Raw genomic sequence first — 21698 nt, 5'->3', positions numbered from 1 at the left:
GCCGGCATAATGGTCGGCCTGATTTTGTTTTAGGTCAGTAGCTCAATTGGCAGAGCGACGGTCTCCAAAACCGTAGGTTGGGGGTTCGATTCCCTCCTGACCTGCCAGATTCACTTGGTGTGTCTGGCTTTCTTTTCACAGGATCTTCATAGATGACTCCTAAAGCTGAAGCTCAAGGCTCTCGCTTCGATCTGCTCAAGTGGCTTGTAGTTGTCGCTTTGGTGGTTGTTGGCGTTGTTGGCAATCAGTATTACTCTGCTTCGCCGATCCTGTACCGTGTACTCGCTTTGCTTGCCATTGCTGCTGTAGCTGCCTTTGTAGGCCTGCAGACTGCTAAGGGCAAGTCTTTCTTTGTACTCGTTAAGGAAGCTCGCACCGAGATTCGTAAAGTCGTGTGGCCAACTCGCCAAGAAACTACGCAGACCACCCTAATTGTGGTGGCTGTTGTTCTGGTTATGGCGTTGCTGTTGTGGGGGCTTGATTCCCTGCTCGGCTGGCTTGTTTCCTTGATTGTCGGCTAAGGGTGTCCCGTGGCTAAGCGTTGGTATGTTGTGCATGCTTACTCGGGTTACGAGAAGCATGTGATGCGCTCGCTGATCGAGCGCGTAAAGCTGGCTGGCATGGAAGATGGCTTCGGCGAGATTCTGGTTCCCACTGAAGAAGTGGTTGAAATGCGCAATGGCCAGAAGCGCAAAAGCGAACGTAAGTTCTTTCCAGGCTATGTGCTGGTTCAGATGGATATGAACGAGGGTACTTGGCACTTGGTCAAGGATACTCCTCGGGTGATGGGTTTCATCGGCGGTACCGCTGATAAGCCTGCGCCGATCACCGATAAAGAGGCGGAAGCAATTCTGCGTCGCGTCGCTGATGGTAGCGACAAGCCTAAGCCGAAGACTCTCTTCGAGCCAGGTGAAACGGTGCGAGTCAATGACGGTCCATTTGCTGATTTCAATGGCGTTGTTGAAGAAGTTAACTACGAAAAGAGCCGGATCCAAGTGGCAGTGCTCATTTTCGGTCGCTCTACCCCGGTAGAGTTGGAGTTCAGTCAGGTCGAAAAGGTCTAACTGGACAAGCATCCCAACCCCGCAGCCCTAGGCTGTGGGGTTTTGTCGTCACTGGGATAAACGCGCAAGTAACCGGGGAGCCTTCCGAGGCGTTCGAACCCGTAATTGGAGTGCCTCATGGCCAAGAAAATTACCGCTTACATCAAGCTGCAAGTGAAGGCCGCTCAGGCTAACCCAAGCCCACCTGTTGGTCCTGCTCTGGGTCAGCACGGCGTGAACATCATGGAATTCTGCAAGGCTTTCAACGCCCGTACTCAGGGTATTGAAGCAGGTCTGCCGACTCCAGTGATCATCACTGTCTACAGCGACCGTAGTTTCACTTTTGAAACCAAATCCACCCCTGCTTCGGTTCTGCTGAAGAAGGCGGCCGGTCTGACCAGCGGTTCCGCTCGTCCGAACACCGTTAAGGTTGGCACTGTTACCCGTGCTCAGCTGGAAGAAATCGCGAAAACCAAAAACGCGGATCTGACTGCAGCTGATATGGATGCAGCCGTGCGTACTATCGCCGGTTCTGCTCGTAGCATGGGCCTTAACGTGGAGGGTGTGTAATGGCTAAGCTGACCAAGCGTCAAAAGGCTATCGCCGGCAAAATCGAAGCAGGCAAGGCCTACAACATTGTAGACGCCGCTGCTCTGCTGGCTGAGCTGTCGACTGTCAAGTTCAGCGAGTCGTTCGACGTTGCTGTAAACCTGGGTGTAGACCCGCGTAAATCCGACCAGGTTGTTCGTAGCGCTACTGTGCTGCCACACGGCACTGGCAAGACCGTTCGCGTTGCTGTGTTCACCCAGGGTCCAGCTGCTGAGGCCGCTCTGGCTGCCGGCGCTGACCGTGTAGGTATGGACGACCTGGCTGCCGAAATGAAAGGCGGCGACCTGAACTATGACGTAGTGATCGCATCCCCGGATGCAATGCGCGTTGTAGGTCAACTGGGTCAGATCCTCGGTCCACGTGGTCTGATGCCTAACCCTAAGGTTGGTACCGTAACTCCAGACGTAGCTACCGCGGTTAAAAACGCTAAAGCTGGTCAGGTTCGTTATCGCACCGACAAAAACGGCATCATTCACACCTCCGTTGGCAAGATGGGCTTCGACGCCGTCAAGCTGAAGGAAAACGTTGAAGCCCTGATCGCTGATCTGAAGCGTATCAAGCCAGCTTCTTCGAAAGGTATTTACGTCAAGCGCGTTACCCTGAGCACCACTATGGGCCCAGGTCTGGTTATCGACCAGAGCTCGCTCGACGCGTAAGACAAAGGTTGGCGCGATGGTTCGTGCCAATTGAAAGATTGGGGTCCCTGCCTGGCGGGGGCTATCCAAGACCGTAGGCGACGCAAGTCTTAAACCATAAGCCTACGCAGATGGTGCTCCCGGTTCCTTACCGAATCAGACACCAAAACGACATTCGGTTTCGATCGAATGAAACGGTAACAAGCAGGAGTTAAACCCGTGGCAATTAATCTCGAAGACAAGAAGGCCATCGTCGCTGAAGTCAACGAGGCTGCCAAAGTCGCTCTGTCCGCTGTCGTGGTTGATGCACGTGGCGTAACAGTAGGCGCAATGACCGGACTCCGTAAAGAGGCTCGTGAAGCTGGCGTTTACGTACGTGTTGTACGTAACACCCTGCTCAAGCGCGCTGTTGCTGACACTCAATACAGTGTCCTCAACGACGTGTTCACCGGCCCGACCCTGATTGCATTCTCGAACGAACATCCGGGCGCTGCTGCCCGTATCTTCAAAGAGTTTGCCAAGGGTCAGGACAAGTTCGAGATCAAGGCAGCTGCGTTCGAGGGCAAGTTCCTCGCAGCTAATCAGATCGACGTACTGGCAACCTTGCCGACCCGTGACGAAGCAATTTCTCAGCTGATGAGCGTGATTCAAGGCGCTACCAGCAAATTGGCTCGTACTCTGGCGGCAATTCGCGACCAGAAAGAAGCTGCCGCAGCCTAAGGCTCGTCAACTTCTCGCGTTTTTTGTTTATTTCGATGGTCGCGTAGGCCGTCCCCCAATTCAGGAATTGAGTCATGTCTCTGACTAACGAACAAATCATCGAAGCAATCGGCCAGAAATCCGTAGTGGAAATCGTTGAGCTGATCAAAGCGATGGAAGAAACCTTCGGTGTTACCGCTGCTGCTGCTTCGGCTGGTCCAGCTGCTGCTGCCGCTGTTGTTGAAGAGCAAACCGAGTTCAACGTTGTTCTGCTGGAAGCTGGCGAGAAGAAGGTTAACGTGATCAAGGCAGTTCGTGAACTGACTGGTCTGGGCCTGAAAGAAGCCAAAGAGAAAGTAGACGGCGCTCCTCAGGTTGTAGCTGAAGGCGTTTCGAAAGAAGCTGCTGAAGACGCCAAGAAGAAGTTGGAAGAAGCAGGCGCTAAAGTCGAGCTGAAATAAGTATCGACTTTGCTCCTCCAGCCCGAGCGTCAAGCGACAGGCTGATGGCTGGTGGCTCTTGCCACCGGCCTTTTTCCGTTATTGGCAGCCGACTGGGTCGGTGCTGATAAGGGCGCTGTAACCACCCGATGCGGTGGAGCAAACCATGGGGTTTGCACGATTTTCTGGCTGCTCCCGTCGGGAGGGGCCAAACAAGCAGGTGACCAAGCTGGGGAACGCTGATGGCTTACTCATATACTGAGAAAAAACGTATCCGCAAGGACTTTAGCAAGTTGCCGGACGTCATGGATGTGCCTTACCTCCTGGCCATCCAGCTGGATTCGTATCGTGAATTCTTGCAAGCGGGAGCGACTAAAGATCAGTTCCGCGACGTGGGCCTGCATGCGGCCTTCAAATCCGTTTTCCCGATCATCAGCTACTCCGGCAATGCTGCGCTGGAGTACGTCGGTTATCGCCTGGGCGAACCGGCATTTGATGTCAAAGAATGCGTATTGCGCGGTGTAACTTTCGCCGTACCTTTGCGGGTAAAAGTGCGCCTGATCATTTTCGACAAAGAATCGTCGAACAAAGCGATCAAGGACATCAAAGAGCAAGAAGTCTACATGGGTGAAATCCCCCTGATGACTGAGAACGGTACCTTCGTAATCAATGGTACCGAGCGTGTAATCGTTTCCCAGCTGCACCGTTCCCCGGGCGTGTTCTTCGACCACGACCGCGGCAAGACGCATAGCTCCGGCAAACTGCTGTACTCCGCGCGCATCATTCCTTACCGCGGTTCGTGGCTGGACTTCGAGTTCGATCCGAAAGACTGCGTGTTCGTGCGTATCGACCGTCGTCGCAAGCTGCCGGCATCGGTACTGCTGCGCGCGCTCGGCTATACCACTGAAGAAGTGCTGGACGCTTTCTACACCACCAACGTTTTCCACCTGAGCGGCGAAACCCTCAGCCTGGAGCTGATTGCTTCGCGTCTGCGTGGTGAAATTGCGGTTCTGGACATTCAGGACGAGAAGGGCAAGGTCATTGTTGAAGCGGGCCGCCGTATTACCGCGCGCCACATCAACCAGATCGAAAAAGCCGGCATCAAGACTCTGGAAGTACCTCTGGACTATGTCCTGGGCCGTACTACCGCCAAGGTCATCGTGCACCCGGCTACCGGCGAAATCCTGGCAGAGTGCAACACCGAGCTGAACACTGAAGTCCTGGCAAAAATTGCCAAGGCTGGTGTTGTTCGCATCGAAACGCTGTACACCAACGATATCGACTGCGGTCCGTTCGTCTCCGACACGCTGAAGATCGACTCCACCAGCAACCAATTGGAAGCGCTGGTCGAGATCTATCGCATGATGCGTCCAGGCGAGCCGCCAACCAAAGACGCTGCCGAAACCCTGTTCAACAACCTGTTCTTCAGCCCTGAGCGTTATGACCTGTCTGCGGTCGGCCGGATGAAGTTCAACCGTCGTATCGGTCGTACCGAGATCGAAGGTTCGGGCGTGCTGTGCAAGGAAGACATCGTCGCGGTATTGAAGACTCTGGTCGACATCCGTAACGGTAAAGGCATCGTCGATGACATCGACCACCTGGGTAACCGTCGTGTTCGCTGCGTAGGCGAAATGGCCGAGAACCAGTTCCGCGTTGGCCTGGTACGTGTTGAGCGTGCGGTCAAAGAGCGTCTGTCGATGGCTGAAAGCGAAGGCCTGATGCCGCAGGACCTGATCAACGCCAAGCCAGTGGCTGCAGCGGTGAAAGAGTTCTTCGGCTCCAGCCAGCTCTCGCAGTTCATGGACCAGAACAACCCGCTGTCCGAGATCACCCACAAGCGTCGTGTCTCTGCACTCGGCCCTGGCGGTCTGACTCGTGAGCGCGCAGGCTTTGAAGTCCGTGACGTACACCCGACTCACTACGGTCGTGTATGCCCGATTGAAACGCCGGAAGGTCCGAACATCGGTCTGATCAACTCCTTGGCTGCTTACGCTCGCACCAACCAGTACGGCTTCCTGGAAAGCCCGTACCGCGTGGTGAAAGAGGGTGTGGTCACCGACGAGATCGTGTTCCTGTCCGCTATTGAAGAAGCCGATCACGTGATCGCGCAGGCTTCGGCGACCATGAACGACCAGAAAGTCCTGATCGACGAACTGGTAGCCGTACGTCACCTGAACGAATTCACCGTTAAGGCGCCTGAAGAAGTCACCTTGATGGACGTTTCGCCGAAGCAAGTAGTTTCGGTTGCAGCGTCGCTGATCCCGTTCCTCGAGCACGACGACGCCAACCGTGCGTTGATGGGTTCGAACATGCAGCGTCAAGCTGTACCAACCCTGCGCGCTGACAAGCCGCTGGTAGGTACCGGCATGGAGCGTAACGTAGCCCGTGACTCCGGCGTTTGCGTCGTGGCTCGTCGTGGCGGCGTAATCGATTCCGTCGATGCCAGCCGTATCGTGGTTCGTGTTGCTGATGATGAAGTTGAAACCGGCGAAGCTGGTGTCGACATCTACAACCTGACCAAATACACCCGCTCGAACCAGAACACCTGCATCAACCAGCGTCCGCTGGTGAGCAAGGGTGATCGCGTTCAGCGTAGCGACATCATGGCCGACGGCCCGTCCACCGACATGGGTGAACTGGCACTGGGTCAGAACATGCGCATCGCGTTCATGGCATGGAACGGCTTCAACTTCGAAGACTCCATCTGCCTGTCCGAGCGTGTTGTTCAGGAAGACCGTTTCACCACGATCCACATTCAGGAACTGACCTGTGTGGCCCGTGACACCAAGCTTGGCCCAGAGGAAATCACTGCGGACATCCCGAACGTGGGTGAAGCTGCACTGAACAAGCTGGACGAAGCCGGTATCGTTTACGTAGGTGCTGAAGTAGGCGCAGGCGACATCCTGGTGGGCAAGGTCACTCCGAAAGGCGAGACCCAGCTGACTCCGGAAGAAAAACTGCTGCGTGCGATCTTCGGTGAAAAAGCCAGCGACGTTAAAGACACCTCCCTGCGCGTGCCAACCGGTACCAAAGGTACTGTCATCGACGTACAGGTCTTCACCCGTGACGGCGTTGAGCGTGATGCTCGTGCACTGTCGATCGAGAAGTCCCAGCTGGACGAGATCCGCAAGGATCTGAACGAAGAGTTCCGTATCGTTGAAGGCGCGACCTTCGAACGTCTGCGCTCCGCTCTGGTGGGCCACAAGGCTGAAGGCGGCGCCGGTCTGAAGAAGGGTCAGGACATCACCGACGAAGTACTCGACGGTCTTGAGCATGGTCAGTGGTTCAAACTGCGCATGGCTGAAGATGCTCTGAACGAGCAGCTCGAGAAGGCTCAGGCCTACATCGTTGATCGCCGCCGTCTGCTCGACGACAAGTTCGAAGACAAGAAGCGCAAACTGCAGCAGGGCGATGACCTGGCTCCAGGCGTGCTGAAAATCGTCAAGGTTTACCTGGCAATCCGTCGTCGCATCCAGCCGGGCGACAAGATGGCCGGTCGTCACGGTAACAAAGGTGTGGTCTCCGTGATCATGCCGGTTGAAGATATGCCGCACGATGCCAATGGCACCCCGGTCGACGTCGTCCTCAACCCGCTGGGCGTACCTTCGCGTATGAACGTTGGTCAGATCCTTGAAACCCACCTGGGCCTCGCGGCCAAAGGTCTGGGCGAGAAGATCAACCGGATGGTCGAAGAGCAGCGTAAAGTCGCTGAACTGCGCACCTTCCTGGACGAGATCTACAACCAGATCGGCGGTCGTAACGAAGATCTGGACAGCTTCTCCGATCAGGAAATCCTGGATCTGGCGAAGAACCTGCGTGGCGGTGTTCCAATGGCCACTCCAGTGTTCGACGGCGCCAAGGAAAGCGAAATCAAGGCCATGCTGAAACTGGCAGACCTGCCGGAAAGCGGCCAGATGCAGCTGACTGATGGCCGTACCGGCAACAAGTTCGAGCGTCCAGTTACCGTTGGCTACATGTACATGCTGAAGCTGAACCACTTGGTAGACGACAAGATGCACGCGCGTTCTACCGGTTCGTACAGCCTGGTTACCCAGCAGCCGCTGGGTGGTAAGGCGCAGTTCGGTGGTCAGCGTTTCGGGGAGATGGAGGTCTGGGCACTGGAAGCATACGGTGCTGCTTACACTCTGCAAGAAATGCTCACAGTGAAGTCGGACGATGTGAACGGCCGTACCAAGATGTACAAAAACATCGTGGATGGCGATCACCGTATGGAGCCGGGCATGCCCGAGTCCTTCAACGTGTTGATCAAGGAAATTCGTTCCCTCGGCATCGATATCGATCTGGAAACCGAATAACACGTGACGCGAATCGAGAGCGGGGCAGGATTGCCCGCTCTCTGCTCCGCCAGGAGGAAAGGCCTTGAAAGACCTACTGAATTTGCTGAAAAACCAGGGTCAAGTCGAAGAGTTCGACGCCATCCGTATCGGATTGGCCTCGCCTGAGATGATCCGCTCATGGTCGTTCGGTGAAGTTAAAAAGCCGGAAACCATCAACTACCGTACGTTCAAACCTGAGCGTGACGGCCTGTTCTGCGCCAAGATCTTTGGCCCGGTAAAGGATTACGAGTGCCTGTGCGGTAAGTACAAGCGCTTGAAGCACCGTGGTGTGATCTGCGAGAAGTGCGGCGTTGAAGTTGCGCTGGCCAAGGTTCGTCGTGAGCGCATGGCGCACATCGAACTGGCTTCGCCGGTTGCCCACATCTGGTTCCTGAAATCGCTGCCGTCCCGTATCGGCCTGCTGATGGACATGACCCTGCGTGATATCGAACGCGTTCTCTACTTCGAGAGCTATGTCGTTATCGATCCAGGCATGACCACTCTTGAAAAAGGTCAGCTGCTGAACGACGAGCAGTACTTCGAAGCGCTGGAAGAGTTCGGTGATGACTTCGACGCCCGCATGGGTGCTGAAGCTGTCCGTGAACTGTTGCACGCTATCGACCTGGAACACGAGATTGGCCGTCTGCGTGAAGAAATTCCGCAAACCAACTCCGAAACCAAGATCAAGAAGCTGTCCAAGCGTCTGAAGTTGATGGAAGCCTTCCAGGGTTCCGGCAACCTGCCAGAGTGGATGGTGCTGACCGTTCTGCCGGTTCTGCCGCCAGATCTGCGTCCACTGGTCCCACTGGATGGCGGTCGCTTCGCGACTTCCGACCTCAACGATCTGTATCGTCGAGTGATCAACCGTAACAACCGTTTGAAGCGCCTGCTGGATCTGTCCGCTCCGGACATCATCGTGCGCAACGAAAAGCGTATGTTGCAGGAAGCTGTCGATGCTCTGCTCGACAACGGTCGTCGTGGCCGCGCTATCACCGGTTCGAACAAGCGTCCTCTGAAATCCCTGGCTGACATGATCAAGGGTAAGCAAGGTCGTTTCCGTCAGAACTTGCTCGGTAAGCGTGTTGACTACTCCGGTCGTTCGGTAATTACCGTAGGCCCGACCCTGCGTCTGCACCAGTGCGGTCTGCCGAAGAAGATGGCTCTCGAGCTGTTCAAGCCGTTCATTTTCGGCAAGCTGGAAATGCGTGGTCTCGCGACCACCATCAAAGCGGCCAAGAAAATGGTCGAGCGCGAACTGCCAGAGGTTTGGGACGTTCTCGCTGAAGTGATTCGCGAACACCCGGTTCTTCTCAACCGTGCACCGACCCTTCACCGTCTGGGTATCCAGGCGTTTGAACCGGTACTGATCGAAGGTAAGGCTATCCAGCTGCACCCTCTGGTCTGCGCCGCGTACAACGCCGACTTCGACGGCGACCAAATGGCCGTGCACGTACCGCTGACGCTGGAAGCCCAGCTCGAAGCGCGTGCGTTGATGATGTCGACCAACAACATTCTGTCGCCAGCCAACGGTGAGCCAATCATCGTTCCGTCGCAGGACGTTGTATTGGGTCTGTACTACATGACTCGTGAAGCGATCAACGCCAAGGGCGAAGGTCGTGTATTTGCGGATTTGCAGGAAGTTGACCGTGTGTTCCGTGCCGGCGAAGCCGCACTGCACGCCAAGGTTAAGGTTCGTATCAACGAAACCGTCAACGACCGTGACGGCAACAGCGTAAGCGGCACCCGTATCGTCGACACCACTGTCGGCCGTGCACTGCTGTTCCAGGTTGTGCCAAAAGGTCTGTCGTACGACGTCGTCAACCTGCCGATGAAGAAAAAGGCGATCTCCAAGCTGATCAACCAGTGCTACCGCGTGGTTGGTCTGAAAGAGACCGTGATCTTCGCTGACCAGTTGATGTACACCGGTTTCGCTTACTCGACCATCTCCGGCGTTTCCATCGGTGTTAACGACTTCGTTATCCCTGACGAGAAAGCCCGCATCATCGGTGCTGCCACCGACGAAGTGAAAGAGATCGAGAGCCAGTACGCCTCCGGCCTGGTAACCCAGGGCGAGAAGTACAACAAAGTGATCGACCTTTGGTCGAAGGCGAACGACGAAGTTTCCAAGGCAATGATGGCCAACCTCTCGAAAGAGAAGGTTATCGACCGTCACGGCGTTGAAGTCGATCAAGAGTCTTTCAACTCGATGTACATGATGGCCGACTCGGGTGCGCGGGGTTCCGCAGCACAGATTCGTCAGCTGGCCGGTATGCGTGGTCTGATGGCCAAGCCGGACGGTTCCATCATCGAAACGCCGATTACTGCGAACTTCCGTGAAGGTTTGAGCGTACTTCAGTACTTCATCTCCACTCACGGTGCTCGTAAAGGTCTGGCGGATACCGCGTTGAAAACTGCGAACTCCGGTTACCTGACTCGTCGTCTGGTAGACGTGGCGCAGGATCTGGTTGTAACCGAGATCGATTGCGGCACCGAACACGGTCTGCTGATGACTCCGCACATTGAAGGCGGTGACGTTGTAGAGCCGTTGGGTGAGCGCGTATTGGGTCGTGTTATTGCCCGTGACGTATTCAAGCCAGGTACCGAGGACGTTATCGTTCCGGCCGGTACTCTGGTAGACGAGAAGTGGGTCGAGTTCATCGAGCTGAACAGCATCGACGAAGTGATCGTGCGTTCGCCGATCAGCTGCGAAACCCGCTATGGCATTTGCGCCAAGTGCTACGGCCGTGATCTGGCTCGTGGTCACCAGGTGAACATCGGTGAAGCGGTCGGCGTTATCGCTGCCCAGTCCATCGGTGAGCCGGGTACCCAGCTGACGATGCGTACGTTCCACATCGGTGGTGCGGCTAGCCGTACTTCCGCAGCTGACAGCGTTCAGGTGAAGAATGGCGGTACCGTCCGTCTGCACAACCTGAAGCATGTTGAGCGAGTGGATGGTCACCTGGTTGCTGTGTCCCGTTCCGGTGAGCTGGCGATCGCTGATGACTTCGGTCGTGAGCGTGAGCGTTACAAGCTGCCGTACGGTGCTGTGATTTCGGTTAAAGAAGGTGACAAGGTCGACGCTGGCGCAATCGTGGCCAAGTGGGATCCGCACACTCACCCGATCGTTACCGAAATGAAAGGTACCGTGACCTACGTGGGCATGGAAGAAGGCATCACGATCAAGCGTCAAACTGACGAATTGACCGGTATGACCAACATTGAAGTACTCGACGCGAAAGATCGTCCAGCTGCCGGTAAGGAAATCCGTCCAGCAGTGAAGATGGTCGACGACAACGGCAAGGATCTGTTGCTGCCAGGCACTGACGTTATCGCTCAGTACTTCCTGCCAGCCAACGCCCTGGTCGGTGTGGCTGACGGTGCGAAGATTGCGATCGGTGATGTTATCGCTCGTATCCCGCAAGAAACTTCGAAGACCCGTGACATCACCGGTGGTCTGCCGCGTGTTGCCGACTTGTTCGAAGCTCGTCGTCCGAAAGAAGCGTCGATTCTGGCTGAGGTCAGCGGCACCATCGCGTTCGGTAAAGAGACCAAAGGCAAGCGCCGTCTGGTTATTACCCCGAACGACGGTAGCGATCCGTACGAAGAGCTGATTCCGAAGTGGCGTCACCTGAACGTGTTCGAAGGCGAACAGGTAAACCGCGGCGAAGTTATCTCCGACGGCCCAAGCGATCCGCACGACATCCTGCGTCTGTTGGGTGTGAGCGCGCTGGCCAAGTACATCGTTAACGAGATTCAGGACGTTTACCGTCTGCAAGGCGTGAAGATCAACGATAAGCACATCGAGACCATCCTGCGTCAGATGCTGCGTAAAGTTGAAATCGCTGAATCCGGCGATTCGAGTTTCATCAAGGGCGACCAGATGGAACTGACTCACGTACTGGTAGAAAACGAGCGTTTGGGCGGCGAAGACAAGTTCGTCTCCAAGTACACTCGCGTTCTGTTGGGTATCACCAAGGCGTCGTTGTCCACCGAATCGTTCATCTCGGCAGCTTCCTTCCAGGAAACTACCCGCGTACTGACCGAAGCGGCAGTCACCGGCAAGCGCGATTACCTGCGTGGCCTGAAAGAAAACGTAGTCGTGGGTCGTCTGATCCCGGCCGGTACCGGTCTGGCATATCACAGCGAGCGCAAGCGTCGCCGTGATGCTGACAAGCCGTTGCGCGTAAGCGCCAGTGAAGTGGAAGCTGCACTGACCGAAGCGCTGAACTCGAGCGGTAACTGAGTTCTGCGGTAAATGAGCGTAAGGCCCTGATCGCTCCGTTCATCGAATCGAGACATTTTGTCGAGGTTCGAAGGGCGGGGAGGTCGGGGCCTTGCCTTGACTGGGGGCAAGATCCTCTTTAGACTCTTGATCCCCTAAATTTGGCGGGAATTCGTTCCTGCCATTTTGCTTTTCTTGCAAGACAATAGCGTCGCAAGACAACAGTGGAGCTAGTAGATGGCAACTATCAACCAGCTGGTACGTCAGCCGCGTAAGCGTATCGTCGAGAAATCCGACGTACCTGCGCTGCAGAACTGCCCGCAACGTCGTGGCGTGTGCACCCGTGTGTACACCACTACGCCGAAAAAACCTAACTCGGCACTGCGTAAAGTATGCCGTGTGCGCCTGACCAACGGTTTCGAGGTTTCCTCGTACATCGGTGGTGAAGGTCACAACCTGCAAGAGCACAGCGTGGTACTGATCCGCGGCGGTCGTGTAAAAGACTTGCCAGGTGTTCGTTACCACACCGTTCGCGGCTCCTTGGATACTTCCGGCGTTAAAGGCCGTAACCAGGGTCGTTCGAAGTACGGTACCAAGCGTCCGAAGTAATCGGGCGTTTTGCAGATTTTCATTTTATTGAGTCGATAAGAGTAAGGTCGGGCACGCATCCATTGGATCTGTCCCGAGCTAACCTGAAGACCGCTTGAGGGCTTATCATGCCAAGACGTCGCGTAGCAGCAAAGCGTGAGATTCTGGACGATCCGAAATACGGAAGCCAGATCCTCGCCAAATTCATGAACCACGTTATGGAAAGCGGCAAGAAAGCCGTTGCCGAGCGTATCGTTTATGGTGCCCTGGAAACCGTTGCGACCCGTAAGGCTGGCACCGATCCCCTGGAACTCTTCGAAAAAGCACTCGACGCCATCGCTCCGCTGGTCGAAGTGAAGTCGCGCCGCGTTGGTGGTGCTACTTACCAGGTTCCGGTCGAGGTTCGTCCTTCCCGTCGTAACGCTCTGGCAATGCGCTGGTTGGTAGACTTCGCCCGTAAGCGTGGCGAGAAGTCTATGGCTCTGCGTTTGGCTGGCGAACTGCTGGATGCTGCTGAAGGTAAAGGTGCTGCTGTTAAGAAGCGTGAAGACGTGCACCGTATGGCTGAAGCCAACAAAGCTTTCTCGCACTACCGCTTCTAATTTTAGCTTCACTAATTTTGCGAGGGCTTTATGGCTCGTACTACTCCGATTAGCCGCTACCGTAACATCGGTATCGTCGCTCACGTGGATGCTGGTAAAACCACCACCACCGAGCGCGTCCTTTTTTACACCGGCAAAAGTCACAAAATGGGCGAGGTGCATGATGGCGCCGCGACCACAGACTGGATGGTGCAGGAGCAGGAGCGTGGTATTACCATTACTTCTGCTGCCATCACCGCTTTCTGGAAAGGTTCCGAGAAGCAGTACAAGGACGAGCACCGCTTCAACGTAATCGATACCCCGGGCCACGTTGACTTCACTATTGAAGTTGAGCGTTCCCTGCGCGTACTCGACGGCGCTGTCGTTGTGTTCTGCGGTACTTCGGGTGTTGAGCCTCAGTCGGAAACCGTATGGCGTCAAGCCAACAAATACGGCGTTCCACGTCTTGTTTACGTAAACAAGATGGACCGTGCTGGTGCCAACTTCCTGCGCGTGATCGGTCAGATCAAGCAGCGTCTGGGTCACACTCCGGTGCCGATCCAGTTGGCCATCGGTTCCGAAGACAACTTCCAGGGTCAGATCGATCTGATCAACATGCAAGCTGTCTACTGGAATGACTCTGACAAAGGTATGGTTCCTGTTCGCAAGGACATTCCTGCTGAGCTCCAAGAGCTGGCTGAAGAGTGGCGCAACAACATGGTTGAAGCTGCTGCTGAAGCCAACGAAGAGCTGATGAACAAGTACCTGGAAGGCGAAGAGCTGTCGATCGAAGAGATCAAAGCTGCTTTGCGTCAGCGTACTATCGCCGGCGAAATCGTTTTGGCCGTTTGCGGTTCTTCCTTCAAGAACAAGGGTGTTCCCCTGGTTCTCGACGCCGTTATCGACTTCCTGCCTGCACCGACCGACATTCCTGCGATCAAGGGTACTGACCCTGATAACGAGGAAATCGAGCTGGAGCGTCATGCAGACGATGCGGAGCCGTTCTCGGCTCTGGCGTTCAAGATCGCTACCGACCCATTCGTGGGTACCTTGACCTTCGTCCGTGTTTACTCGGGCGTGTTGAACTCCGGCGACGGCGTGATCAACTCGGTTAAAGGTAAAAAAGAGCGCGTGGGTCGTATGGTGCAAATGCACGCAAACGCCCGTGAAGAGATCAAGGAAGTACGCGCTGGTGACATCGCGGCCCTGATCGGCATGAAGGACGTCACCACTGGTGAGACCCTCTGCAACGCTGACAAGCCAATCATCCTGGTTCGCATGGACTTCCCGGAGCCGGTTATTTCGGTTGCCGTAGAGCCTAAGACCAAGGATGACCAGGAAAAAATGGGCATCGCTCTGGGCAAGCTTGCTCAGGAAGACCCGTCTTTCCGCGTTAAAACTGATGAAGAGACTGGTCAAACGATCATCTCCGGCATGGGCGAGCTGCACCTGGACATCCTGGTTGACCGGATGCGCCGTGAGTTCAACGTCGAAGCCAACATCGGCAAGCCTCAGGTTTCGTATCGTGAGCGCATCACGAAGAACTGTGAAATCGAAGGCAAGTTCGTTCGCCAGTCCGGCGGTCGTGGTCAGTTCGGCCACTGCTGGATCCGTTTTGCTCCTGCTGACGAAGGTCAGGAAGGTCTGCAATTCGTGAACGAAGTTGTAGGTGGTGTGGTTCCTAAGGAATACATCCCGGCTATCCAGAAGGGTATCGAAGAGCAGATGAAGAACGGCGTTGTTGCCGGCTATCCGCTGATCGGCCTGAAGGCTACCGTGTTCGATGGTTCTTACCACGACGTCGACTCCAACGAGATGGCGTTTAAAGTGGCTGCCTCCATGGCGACCAAGCAACTGGCCCAGAAGGGCGGTGGTGAGTTGCTTGAGCCGATCATGGCTGTAGAGGTTGTTACGCCTGAAGACTATATGGGTGATGTAATGGGCGACCTTAACCGTCGTCGCGGCATGATCCAGGGTATGGAAGACACAGTGTCCGGCAAGGTTATCCGTGCCGAAGTTCCACTGGGTGAGATGTTCGGTTATGCGACCGACGTTCGTTCCATGTCCCAGGGTCGCGCAAGCTACTCTATGGAATTCAAAAAATACGATACGGCTCCGTCGCACATCGTCGAATCCGTAACCAAAAAACAAGGCTGATTCAGCCCCTTTAGGCTAGGAGTTAATTGTCGTGGCTAAAGAAAAATTTGATCGTTCCCTACCGCACGTCAACGTTGGCACCATCGGTCACGTTGACCACGGTAAAACCACTCTGACTGCTGCTCTGACTCGCGTTTGCTCGGAAGTTTTCGGTTCCGCAATCGTTGACTTCGACAAGATCGACAGCGCACCAGAAGAAAAAGCTCGCGGTATCACCATCAACACCGCACACGTTGAGTACAACTCGAAGATCCGTCACTACGCTCACGTTGACTGCCCAGGTCACGCTGACTATGTGAAGAACATGATCACCGGTGCTGCTCAAATGGACGGCGCTATTCTGGTTTGCTCGGCCGCTGATGGTCCGATGCCGCAAACCCGTGAGCACATCCTGCTGTCCCGTCAGGTAGGCGTTCCGTACATCGTGGTTTTCCTGAACAAGGCTGACCTGGTAGACGACGCAGAGCTGCTGGAACTGGTTGAGATGGAAGTTCGTGACCTGCTGTCCACCTACGACTTCCCGGGCGATGACACTCCAATCATCATCGGTTCGGCTCGTATGGCTCTGGAAGGCAAAGACGACAACGAGATGGGCACCACTGCCGTCAAGAAACTGGTTGAGACTCTGGATGCTTACATCCCAGAACCAGTTCGTATGATCGACAAGCCATTCCTGATGCCAATCGAAGACGTATTCTCGATCTCGGGTCGCGGTACTGTTGTGACTGGTCGTATCGAGCGCGGTATCGTTCGCGTTCAGGATCCGCTGGAAATCGTTGGTCTGCGTGACACCACTGTTACTACTTGTACCGGTGTTGAAATGTTCCGCAAGCTGCTCGACGAAGGTCGTGCTGGCGAGAACTGCGGCGTTCTGCTGCGTGGTACCAAGCGTGACGACGTTGAGCGTGGTCAGGTTCTGGTTAAGCCGGGTTCGGTTAAGCCGCACACCAAGTTCACCGCAGAAGTTTACGTTCTGAGCAAGGAAGAAGGCGGTCGTCACACTCCGTTCTTCAAAGGCTACCGTCCACAGTTCTACTTCCGTACTACTGACGTGACTGGTAACTGCGAGCTGCCAGAAGGCGTTGAAATGGTAATGCCAGGTGACAACATTCAGATGACTGTTACCCTGATCAAAACCATCGCGATGGAAGACGGTCTGCGTTTCGCTATCCGTGAAGGCGGTCGTACCGTCGGCGCTGGCGTCGTAGCCAAAATCATCGAGTAATTCTCTTTTTTAGAGTTTGCTTGATGCTTTGAAAAAAGCCCCCGCTCAGCGGGGGTTTTTTTATTGGGTTGACACCCATCTGGGGCGTCTATAGAATTGCGCCTCCTTTTAACGGGCGTATTGCGCTCGGTGGGAATAGCAGCCGGAGTCTGAAATCCAATGCAAAATCAGCAAATCCGTATCAGGTTGAAGGCTTTCGACCATCGCCTGATCGACCAATCAACCCAGGAAATCGTGGAAACCGCGAAACGTACTGGTGCTCAAGTGCGTGGTCCAATTCCACTGCCTACCCGTAAAGAGCGGTTCACCGTTCTGGTTTCTCCGCACGTCAACAAAGACGCGCGCGACCAGTACGAAATCCGCACTCATAAGCGCGTTCTGGACATTGTCCAGCCAACGGATAAAACCGTTGATGCTCTTATGAAGCTTGATCTTGCGGCCGGTGTGGAAGTGCAGATCAGCCTCGGCTAAGACTCGGTCTTAGTCGTGTAACGCTCTGAAATGGGCGGCCATAGCGGGTGAAAGCCCCGTACACTCATGAGGTTTACAACATGACTATTGGTGTAGTCGGTCGTAAATGCGGTATGACCCGTATTTTCACCGAAGAAGGTGTCTCCATTCCGGTCACGGTCATTGAGATCGAGCCGAATCGCGTCACCCAGTTCAAAACTGAAGAGACCGATGGCTATCGTGCAGTGCAAGTCACTGTCGGCGAGCGTCGTGCTTCGCGTGTAACAGCAGCTCAGGCTGGCCACTTCGCTAAAGCGAACGTTGCCGCTGGTCGCACTACCATGGAATTCCGTCTTGAAGAAGGCGAGTACCAGGCTGGCGATCTGATCAACGCTGAAATCTTCGCCGCTGGTCAACTGGTTGATGTAACCGGTCAGTCCAAGGGTAAAGGCTTCCAGGGTACGATCAAGCGTTGGAATTTCCGCGGGCAAGATAACACCCACGGTAACTCCGTATCCCACCGCGTCCCAGGCTCTATCGGCCAGTGCCAGACTCCTGGTCGTGTATTCAAGGGCAAGAAAATGTCCGGTCATATGGGCGCTGAGCGCGTGACCGTGCAGTCCCTGGAAGTAGTGCGCGTGGACGCTGAACGCAATCTGTTGTTGGTCAAGGGTGCTGTTCCTGGCGCTACTGGCGGCAACCTGGTTGTACGTCCAGCAGCCAAGGCTCGCGGTTAAGGGGAAGCTGACATGCAATTAAATGTAAATGACGCTCAAGCGATCGAAGTTTCCGAACTGACATTTGGCGGCGAATTCAACGAGACGCTGGTTCACCAAGCAGTCGTGGCCTACATGGCCGGCGGCCGTCAAGGTACCAAGCAGCAGAAGACCCGTTCCGACGTTCGTGGTGGCGGTAAGCGCCCATGGCGTCAGAAAGGTACTGGCCGTGCTCGTGCCGGTACTATCCGTAGCCCAATCTGGCGTGGCGGCGGTACCACTTTTGCAGCACGTCCACAGGATCACTCCCAGAAGCTGAACAAGAAGATGTATCGCGCAGCAATGCGTTCCATCCTTGCTGAGCTGGTGCGTACTGATCGTCTGGTCGTGGTTCAGGATTTCGCTGTTGAAACTCCGAAAACCAAAGATCTGCTGGGCAAGCTGAACAACATGAGCCTGACCGACGTTTTGATCGTGTCGGACGCTGTTGATCAGAACCTGTACCTGGCTGCTCGTAACCTGCCGCACGTAGATGTACGTGACGTTCAAGGTTCCGATCCAGTTAGTCTGATCGCATACGACAAGGTGTTGATCACCGTGTCGGCCGTGAAGAAATTCGAGGAGCTGCTGGGATGAACCAGGAACGCGTATTTAAAGTTCTGCTTGGCCCGCACGTTTCCGAGAAGGCTACGGTTCTGGCAGACAAGAAAGGCCAGTTCGTTTTCAAGGTTGCTACTGACGCAACCAAGCTGGAAATCAAGAAGGCCGTCGAAAGCCTGTTCAGCGTGAAAGTAGAGCGCGTCACTACCCTGAATGTTCTGGGTAAGAGCAAGCGCACTGCTCGCGGTCTGGGCAAGCGTAATGACTGGAAGAAGGCAGTTATCTCCCTTCAGCCAGGCCAAGATCTCGATTTCAGCAGCAGTGCTGAGTAAGGAAGGGGTGCATCATGGCAATCGTTAAATGCAAACCGACTTCCCCTGGCCGCCGTTTTGTGGTCAAGGTGGTCAACCAGGAGCTGCATAAAGGCGCTCCTCACGCACCGCTGCTCGAGAAAAAATCGAAGACTGGTGGTCGTAACAACAATGGCCGTATTACCACGCGTCACATCGGTGGTGGTCATAAGCAGCATTATCGTATGGTCGATTTCCGTCGCAACGACAAAGATGGCATCGTCGCCACTGTCGAGCGTATCGAATACGATCCAAACCGTACTGCTCACATCGCACTGCTCTGCTACGCAGACGGCGAGCGCCGCTACATCATCGCCCCTAAAGGCGTGAGTGCTGGCGACCAGCTGATCGCAGGCGCTCTGGCTCCAATCAAGCCAGGCAACGCTCTGCAACTGCGCAACATTCCAGTCGGTTCTACCGTACACGGCATCGAACTGAAGCCAGGTAAAGGCGCGCAGATCGCTCGTTCCGCTGGTGCTTCGGCTCAGCTGATCGCTCGTGAAGGCGTTTACGTTACCCTGCGTCTGCGTTCCGGTGAAATGCGTAAAGTCCTGGCTGAATGCCGTGCGACCCTGGGCGAAGTCTCGAACTCCGAGCACAGCCTGCGTTCGTTGGGTAAAGCTGGTGCCAAGCGCTGGCGTGGCGTTCGCCCAACCGTTCGTGGTGTTGCCATGAACCCGGTTGACCACCCACATGGTGGTGGTGAAGGTCGTACCTCTGGTGGTCGTCATCCGGTATCGCCATGGGGCTTCCCGACTAAGGGCGCGAAGACTCGTGGTAATAAGCGTACCGACAAAATGATCGTCCGTCGTCGCAAGTAAATAGAGGGATACGACAGTGCCACGTTCTCTGAAAAAAGGTCCTTTTATTGATCTTCACCTACTGAAGAAGATCGAAGTGGCGGCGGAAAAGAACGATCGCAAACCAATTAAGACTTGGTCGCGTCGTTCGATGATCCTGCCACAAATGGTCGGTCTGACCATCGCAGTACACAACGGTCGTCAGCACGTCCCAGTTCTCGTTAACGAAGACATGGTCGGCCACAAACTGGGCGAGTTCGCCGGTACCCGCAACTATCGCGGGCACGTGGCTGACAAGAAAGCCAAGCGTTAAGGGGTTAGGAAATGGAAGTAGCCGCTAAGTTGTCGGGCGCTCGAATCTCCGCCCAGAAAGCCCGCTTGGTCGCCGACCAGATCCGCGGGAAGAAGGTGGGCGAAGCGCTCAACTTGTTGGCTTTCAGCAGTAAGAAAGCCGCCGAGATCATGAAGAAAGTGCTGGAGTCGGCCGTAGCCAACGCCGAGCATAACGAAGGCGCAGACGTTGATGACCTGAAGGTCAGCACCGTTTTCGTCAACGAAGGGCGTTCGCTGAAGCGCATCATGCCACGTGCCAAAGGCCGTGCTGATCGCATCGTCAAGCGGTCTTGCCATATCACTGTCAAGGTTGCTGACAAGTAACGGAGTCGAAGAGATGGGTCAGAAAGTACATCCCATTGGCATTCGCCTGGGAATCGTCAAGGAGCACACCTCCGTCTGGTACGCAGACGGTCGGACTTATGCGGACTACTTGTTCGCAGATCTGAAAGTGCGTGAGTATCTCCAAGACAAACTAAAAAGCGCGTCCGTAAGCCGTATCGATATCCATCGTCCGGCCCAAACTGCACGTATCACCATCCACACCGCTCGTCCAGGTATCGTTATCGGGAAGAAAGGTGAAGATGTTGAGAAACTGCGTCAGGACCTGACCAAGCAAATGGGTGTGCCTGTGCACATCAATATCGAAGAGATCCGCAAGCCGGAGCTCGACGGTATGCTGGTTGCGCAGAGCGTAGCTCAGCAGCTGGAGCGTCGTGTAATGTTCCGTCGCGCTATGAAGCGCGCAGTACAGAACGCCATGCGCATTGGTGCCAAGGGCATCAAAATCCAAGTGAGCGGTCGTCTCGGCGGTGCTGAAATCGCACGTACTGAATGGTATCGCGAAGGTCGTGTGCCATTGCACACCCTGCGTGCCGACATCGACTATGCCAACTACGAAGCTCACACCACTTACGGTGTGATCGGTGTAAAGGTTTGGATCTTCAAAGGCGAAGTAATTGGTGGTCGCCAAGAAGAGCTGAAACCACAAGCACCAGCGCCTCGTAAAAAAGCTGCTAAGTAAGGGGTACGCCAAATGTTGCAACCTAAGCGTACGAAGTTCCGCAAGCAGATGACAGGCCACAACCGTGGTCTGGCTCAGCGCGGTAGCAAAGTCAGCTTCGGCGAGTTCGCGCTGAAGTCTGTAGCTCGTGGTCGTCTCACCGCTCGTCAGATCGAGTCAGCGCGTCGTGCTCTGACCCGTCACGTTAAACGTGGCGGCAAGATCTGGATCCGTGTATTCCCGGACAAGCCTATTTCCAAAAAGCCCCTCGAAGTTCGTATGGGTAAAGGTAAGGGTAGTGTGGAGTACTGGGTTGCCCAGATTCAGCCAGGCAAAGTCCTGTATGAAATCGAGGGTGTTTCTGAAGAGCTGGCGCGTGAGGCTTTTGCCCTGGCTGCTGCAAAGCTGCCGCTCGCCACCGCCTTTGTTAAACGGACGGTGATGTGATGAAAGCGAATGAACTTCGTGAAAAATCCGCACAGCAGCTGAACGAGCAACTGCTCGGCTTGCTGCGCGACCAGTTCAATCTGCGTATGCAGAAAGCAACTGGCCAGTTGGGGCAGTCTCATCTGCTCTCGCAAGTTAAACGTGACATCGCTCGCGTGAAGACTGTGCTCAACCAGCAGGCAGGTAAGTGATCATGGCTGAAGCCGAAAAAACTGTCCGTACGCTGACTGGCCGTGTTGTCAGCGACAAGATGGACAAAACCATCACCGTACTGATCGAGCGTCGCGTAAAGCACCCGATCTACGGTAAATACGTTAAGCGTTCGACTAAGCTGCACGCGCACGACGAAACCAACCAGTGCCACATCGGCGACAAAGTCACTATTCGTGAAACTCGTCCTATGGCCAAGACCAAGTCTTGGGCGCTGGTTGATGTTCTCGAACGCGCTGTGGAAGTCTAAGGA

Annotated in this window: 23 protein-coding genes and 1 tRNA gene; all 24 read left to right on the top strand. The window is 55.1% G+C overall.

The annotated features are described in order from the left end of the window. Nucleotides 1-31 precede the first annotated feature (31 nt). Nucleotides 32-107 (top strand) — tRNA-Trp (locus tag CLU80_RS10245). Between the two features lie 45 nt (nt 108-152). Continuing rightward, the gene (gene secE, locus CLU80_RS10240) at nt 153-521 is read left to right on the top strand and encodes a preprotein translocase subunit SecE (RefSeq protein ID WP_009045851.1); all 369 of its coding nucleotides are present in this window, start codon (nt 153-155) and stop codon (nt 519-521) included. Between the two features lie 9 nt (nt 522-530). Further along, the gene (gene nusG, locus CLU80_RS10235; protein ID WP_007957598.1) at nt 531-1064 is read left to right on the top strand and encodes a transcription termination/antitermination protein NusG; all 534 of its coding nucleotides are present in this window, start codon (nt 531-533) and stop codon (nt 1062-1064) included. 117 nt (nt 1065-1181) lie between these two features. Then, nucleotides 1182-1613: a 50S ribosomal protein L11 gene (gene rplK / locus CLU80_RS10230; protein WP_042561349.1), complete on the top strand. Its 432-nt coding sequence runs from the start codon at nt 1182-1184 to the stop codon at nt 1611-1613. After that, nucleotides 1613-2308 carry a 50S ribosomal protein L1 gene (gene rplA / locus CLU80_RS10225; protein WP_007916481.1) on the top strand — a complete coding sequence of 232 codons (696 nt, stop codon included), beginning with the start codon at nt 1613-1615 and terminating at the stop codon, nt 2306-2308. Before rplK ends, rplA begins: the two co-directional genes overlap by 1 nt. 198 nt (nt 2309-2506) lie before the next feature. After that, nucleotides 2507-3007, top strand: coding sequence for a 50S ribosomal protein L10 (gene rplJ / locus CLU80_RS10220; RefSeq protein WP_008081912.1), 501 nt, complete (start codon nt 2507-2509; stop codon nt 3005-3007). 74 nt (nt 3008-3081) lie between these two features. Further along, nucleotides 3082-3447 (top strand): 50S ribosomal protein L7/L12, encoded by a 366-nt coding sequence (rplL, locus tag CLU80_RS10215; protein ID WP_003228750.1) that lies wholly within the window; start codon nt 3082-3084, stop codon nt 3445-3447. A gap of 221 nt (nt 3448-3668) precedes the next feature. Then, nucleotides 3669-7742, top strand: coding sequence for a DNA-directed RNA polymerase subunit beta (gene rpoB, locus CLU80_RS10210; protein ID WP_093442653.1), 4074 nt, complete (start codon nt 3669-3671; stop codon nt 7740-7742). 64 nt (nt 7743-7806) lie between these two features. Next, nucleotides 7807-12006: a DNA-directed RNA polymerase subunit beta' gene (rpoC, locus tag CLU80_RS10205; protein WP_034156498.1), complete on the top strand. Its 4200-nt coding sequence runs from the start codon at nt 7807-7809 to the stop codon at nt 12004-12006. Between the two features lie 216 nt (nt 12007-12222). Then, nucleotides 12223-12594 (top strand): 30S ribosomal protein S12, encoded by a 372-nt coding sequence (gene rpsL, locus CLU80_RS10200; RefSeq protein WP_003186084.1) that lies wholly within the window; start codon nt 12223-12225, stop codon nt 12592-12594. Between the two features lie 107 nt (nt 12595-12701). Continuing rightward, nucleotides 12702-13175 carry a 30S ribosomal protein S7 gene (gene rpsG / locus CLU80_RS10195; RefSeq protein ID WP_007916467.1) on the top strand — a complete coding sequence of 158 codons (474 nt, stop codon included), beginning with the start codon at nt 12702-12704 and terminating at the stop codon, nt 13173-13175. A gap of 30 nt (nt 13176-13205) precedes the next feature. Then, nucleotides 13206-15311 carry an elongation factor G gene (gene fusA / locus CLU80_RS10190; protein ID WP_016984188.1) on the top strand — a complete coding sequence of 702 codons (2106 nt, stop codon included), beginning with the start codon at nt 13206-13208 and terminating at the stop codon, nt 15309-15311. 31 nt (nt 15312-15342) lie between these two features. After that, complete coding sequence (tuf, locus tag CLU80_RS10185; RefSeq protein WP_064361246.1) at nt 15343-16536, top strand: elongation factor Tu; 1194 nt, start codon at nt 15343-15345, stop codon at nt 16534-16536. A gap of 159 nt (nt 16537-16695) precedes the next feature. Then, nucleotides 16696-17007 carry a 30S ribosomal protein S10 gene (rpsJ, locus tag CLU80_RS10180; RefSeq protein ID WP_003186070.1) on the top strand — a complete coding sequence of 104 codons (312 nt, stop codon included), beginning with the start codon at nt 16696-16698 and terminating at the stop codon, nt 17005-17007. Nucleotides 17008-17087: 80 nt separating this feature from the next. Next, nucleotides 17088-17723, top strand: coding sequence for a 50S ribosomal protein L3 (gene rplC, locus CLU80_RS10175; protein ID WP_003228738.1), 636 nt, complete (start codon nt 17088-17090; stop codon nt 17721-17723). Between the two features lie 12 nt (nt 17724-17735). Then, nucleotides 17736-18338: a 50S ribosomal protein L4 gene (rplD, locus tag CLU80_RS10170; RefSeq protein WP_007918468.1), complete on the top strand. Its 603-nt coding sequence runs from the start codon at nt 17736-17738 to the stop codon at nt 18336-18338. Further along, nucleotides 18335-18634, top strand: a complete 300-nt coding sequence (gene rplW / locus CLU80_RS10165) for a 50S ribosomal protein L23 (protein ID WP_002555488.1) — start codon at nt 18335-18337, stop codon at nt 18632-18634. The genes rplD and rplW overlap by 4 nt, the downstream gene beginning before the upstream one ends. A gap of 14 nt (nt 18635-18648) precedes the next feature. Beyond that, a complete protein-coding gene (gene rplB, locus CLU80_RS10160; protein ID WP_003228734.1) occupies nt 18649-19473 on the top strand; it encodes a 50S ribosomal protein L2 in 825 nt (274 codons plus the stop codon). 16 nt (nt 19474-19489) lie between these two features. Next, on the top strand, nt 19490-19765 hold the full coding sequence (rpsS, locus tag CLU80_RS10155; protein ID WP_011336172.1) for a 30S ribosomal protein S19: 276 nt from the start codon (nt 19490-19492) through the stop codon (nt 19763-19765). Nucleotides 19766-19776: 11 nt separating this feature from the next. Further along, nucleotides 19777-20109 (top strand): 50S ribosomal protein L22, encoded by a 333-nt coding sequence (gene rplV / locus CLU80_RS10150; RefSeq protein WP_003103908.1) that lies wholly within the window; start codon nt 19777-19779, stop codon nt 20107-20109. 13 nt (nt 20110-20122) lie between these two features. Further along, entirely contained in the window at nt 20123-20809 is a 687-nt protein-coding gene (rpsC, locus tag CLU80_RS10145) for a 30S ribosomal protein S3 (RefSeq protein WP_003176422.1), read from the top strand. Nucleotides 20810-20821: 12 nt separating this feature from the next. Next, nucleotides 20822-21235, top strand: a complete 414-nt coding sequence (gene rplP / locus CLU80_RS10140) for a 50S ribosomal protein L16 (protein WP_007896757.1) — start codon at nt 20822-20824, stop codon at nt 21233-21235. Next, on the top strand, nt 21235-21426 hold the full coding sequence (gene rpmC / locus CLU80_RS10135; protein WP_002555481.1) for a 50S ribosomal protein L29: 192 nt from the start codon (nt 21235-21237) through the stop codon (nt 21424-21426). Before rplP ends, rpmC begins: the two co-directional genes overlap by 1 nt. Before the next feature lie 2 nt (nt 21427-21428). Next, on the top strand, nt 21429-21695 hold the full coding sequence (gene rpsQ, locus CLU80_RS10130; RefSeq protein ID WP_003194644.1) for a 30S ribosomal protein S17: 267 nt from the start codon (nt 21429-21431) through the stop codon (nt 21693-21695). Nucleotides 21696-21698 lie beyond the last annotated feature (3 nt).

It is taken from the genome of Pseudomonas sp. 29 (genome assembly GCF_002754355.1).
Taxonomy (GTDB): Bacteria; Pseudomonadota; Gammaproteobacteria; order Pseudomonadales; family Pseudomonadaceae; genus Aquipseudomonas; species Aquipseudomonas neuropathica.
This window is presented reverse-complemented; position numbering and strand designations above follow the sequence as displayed.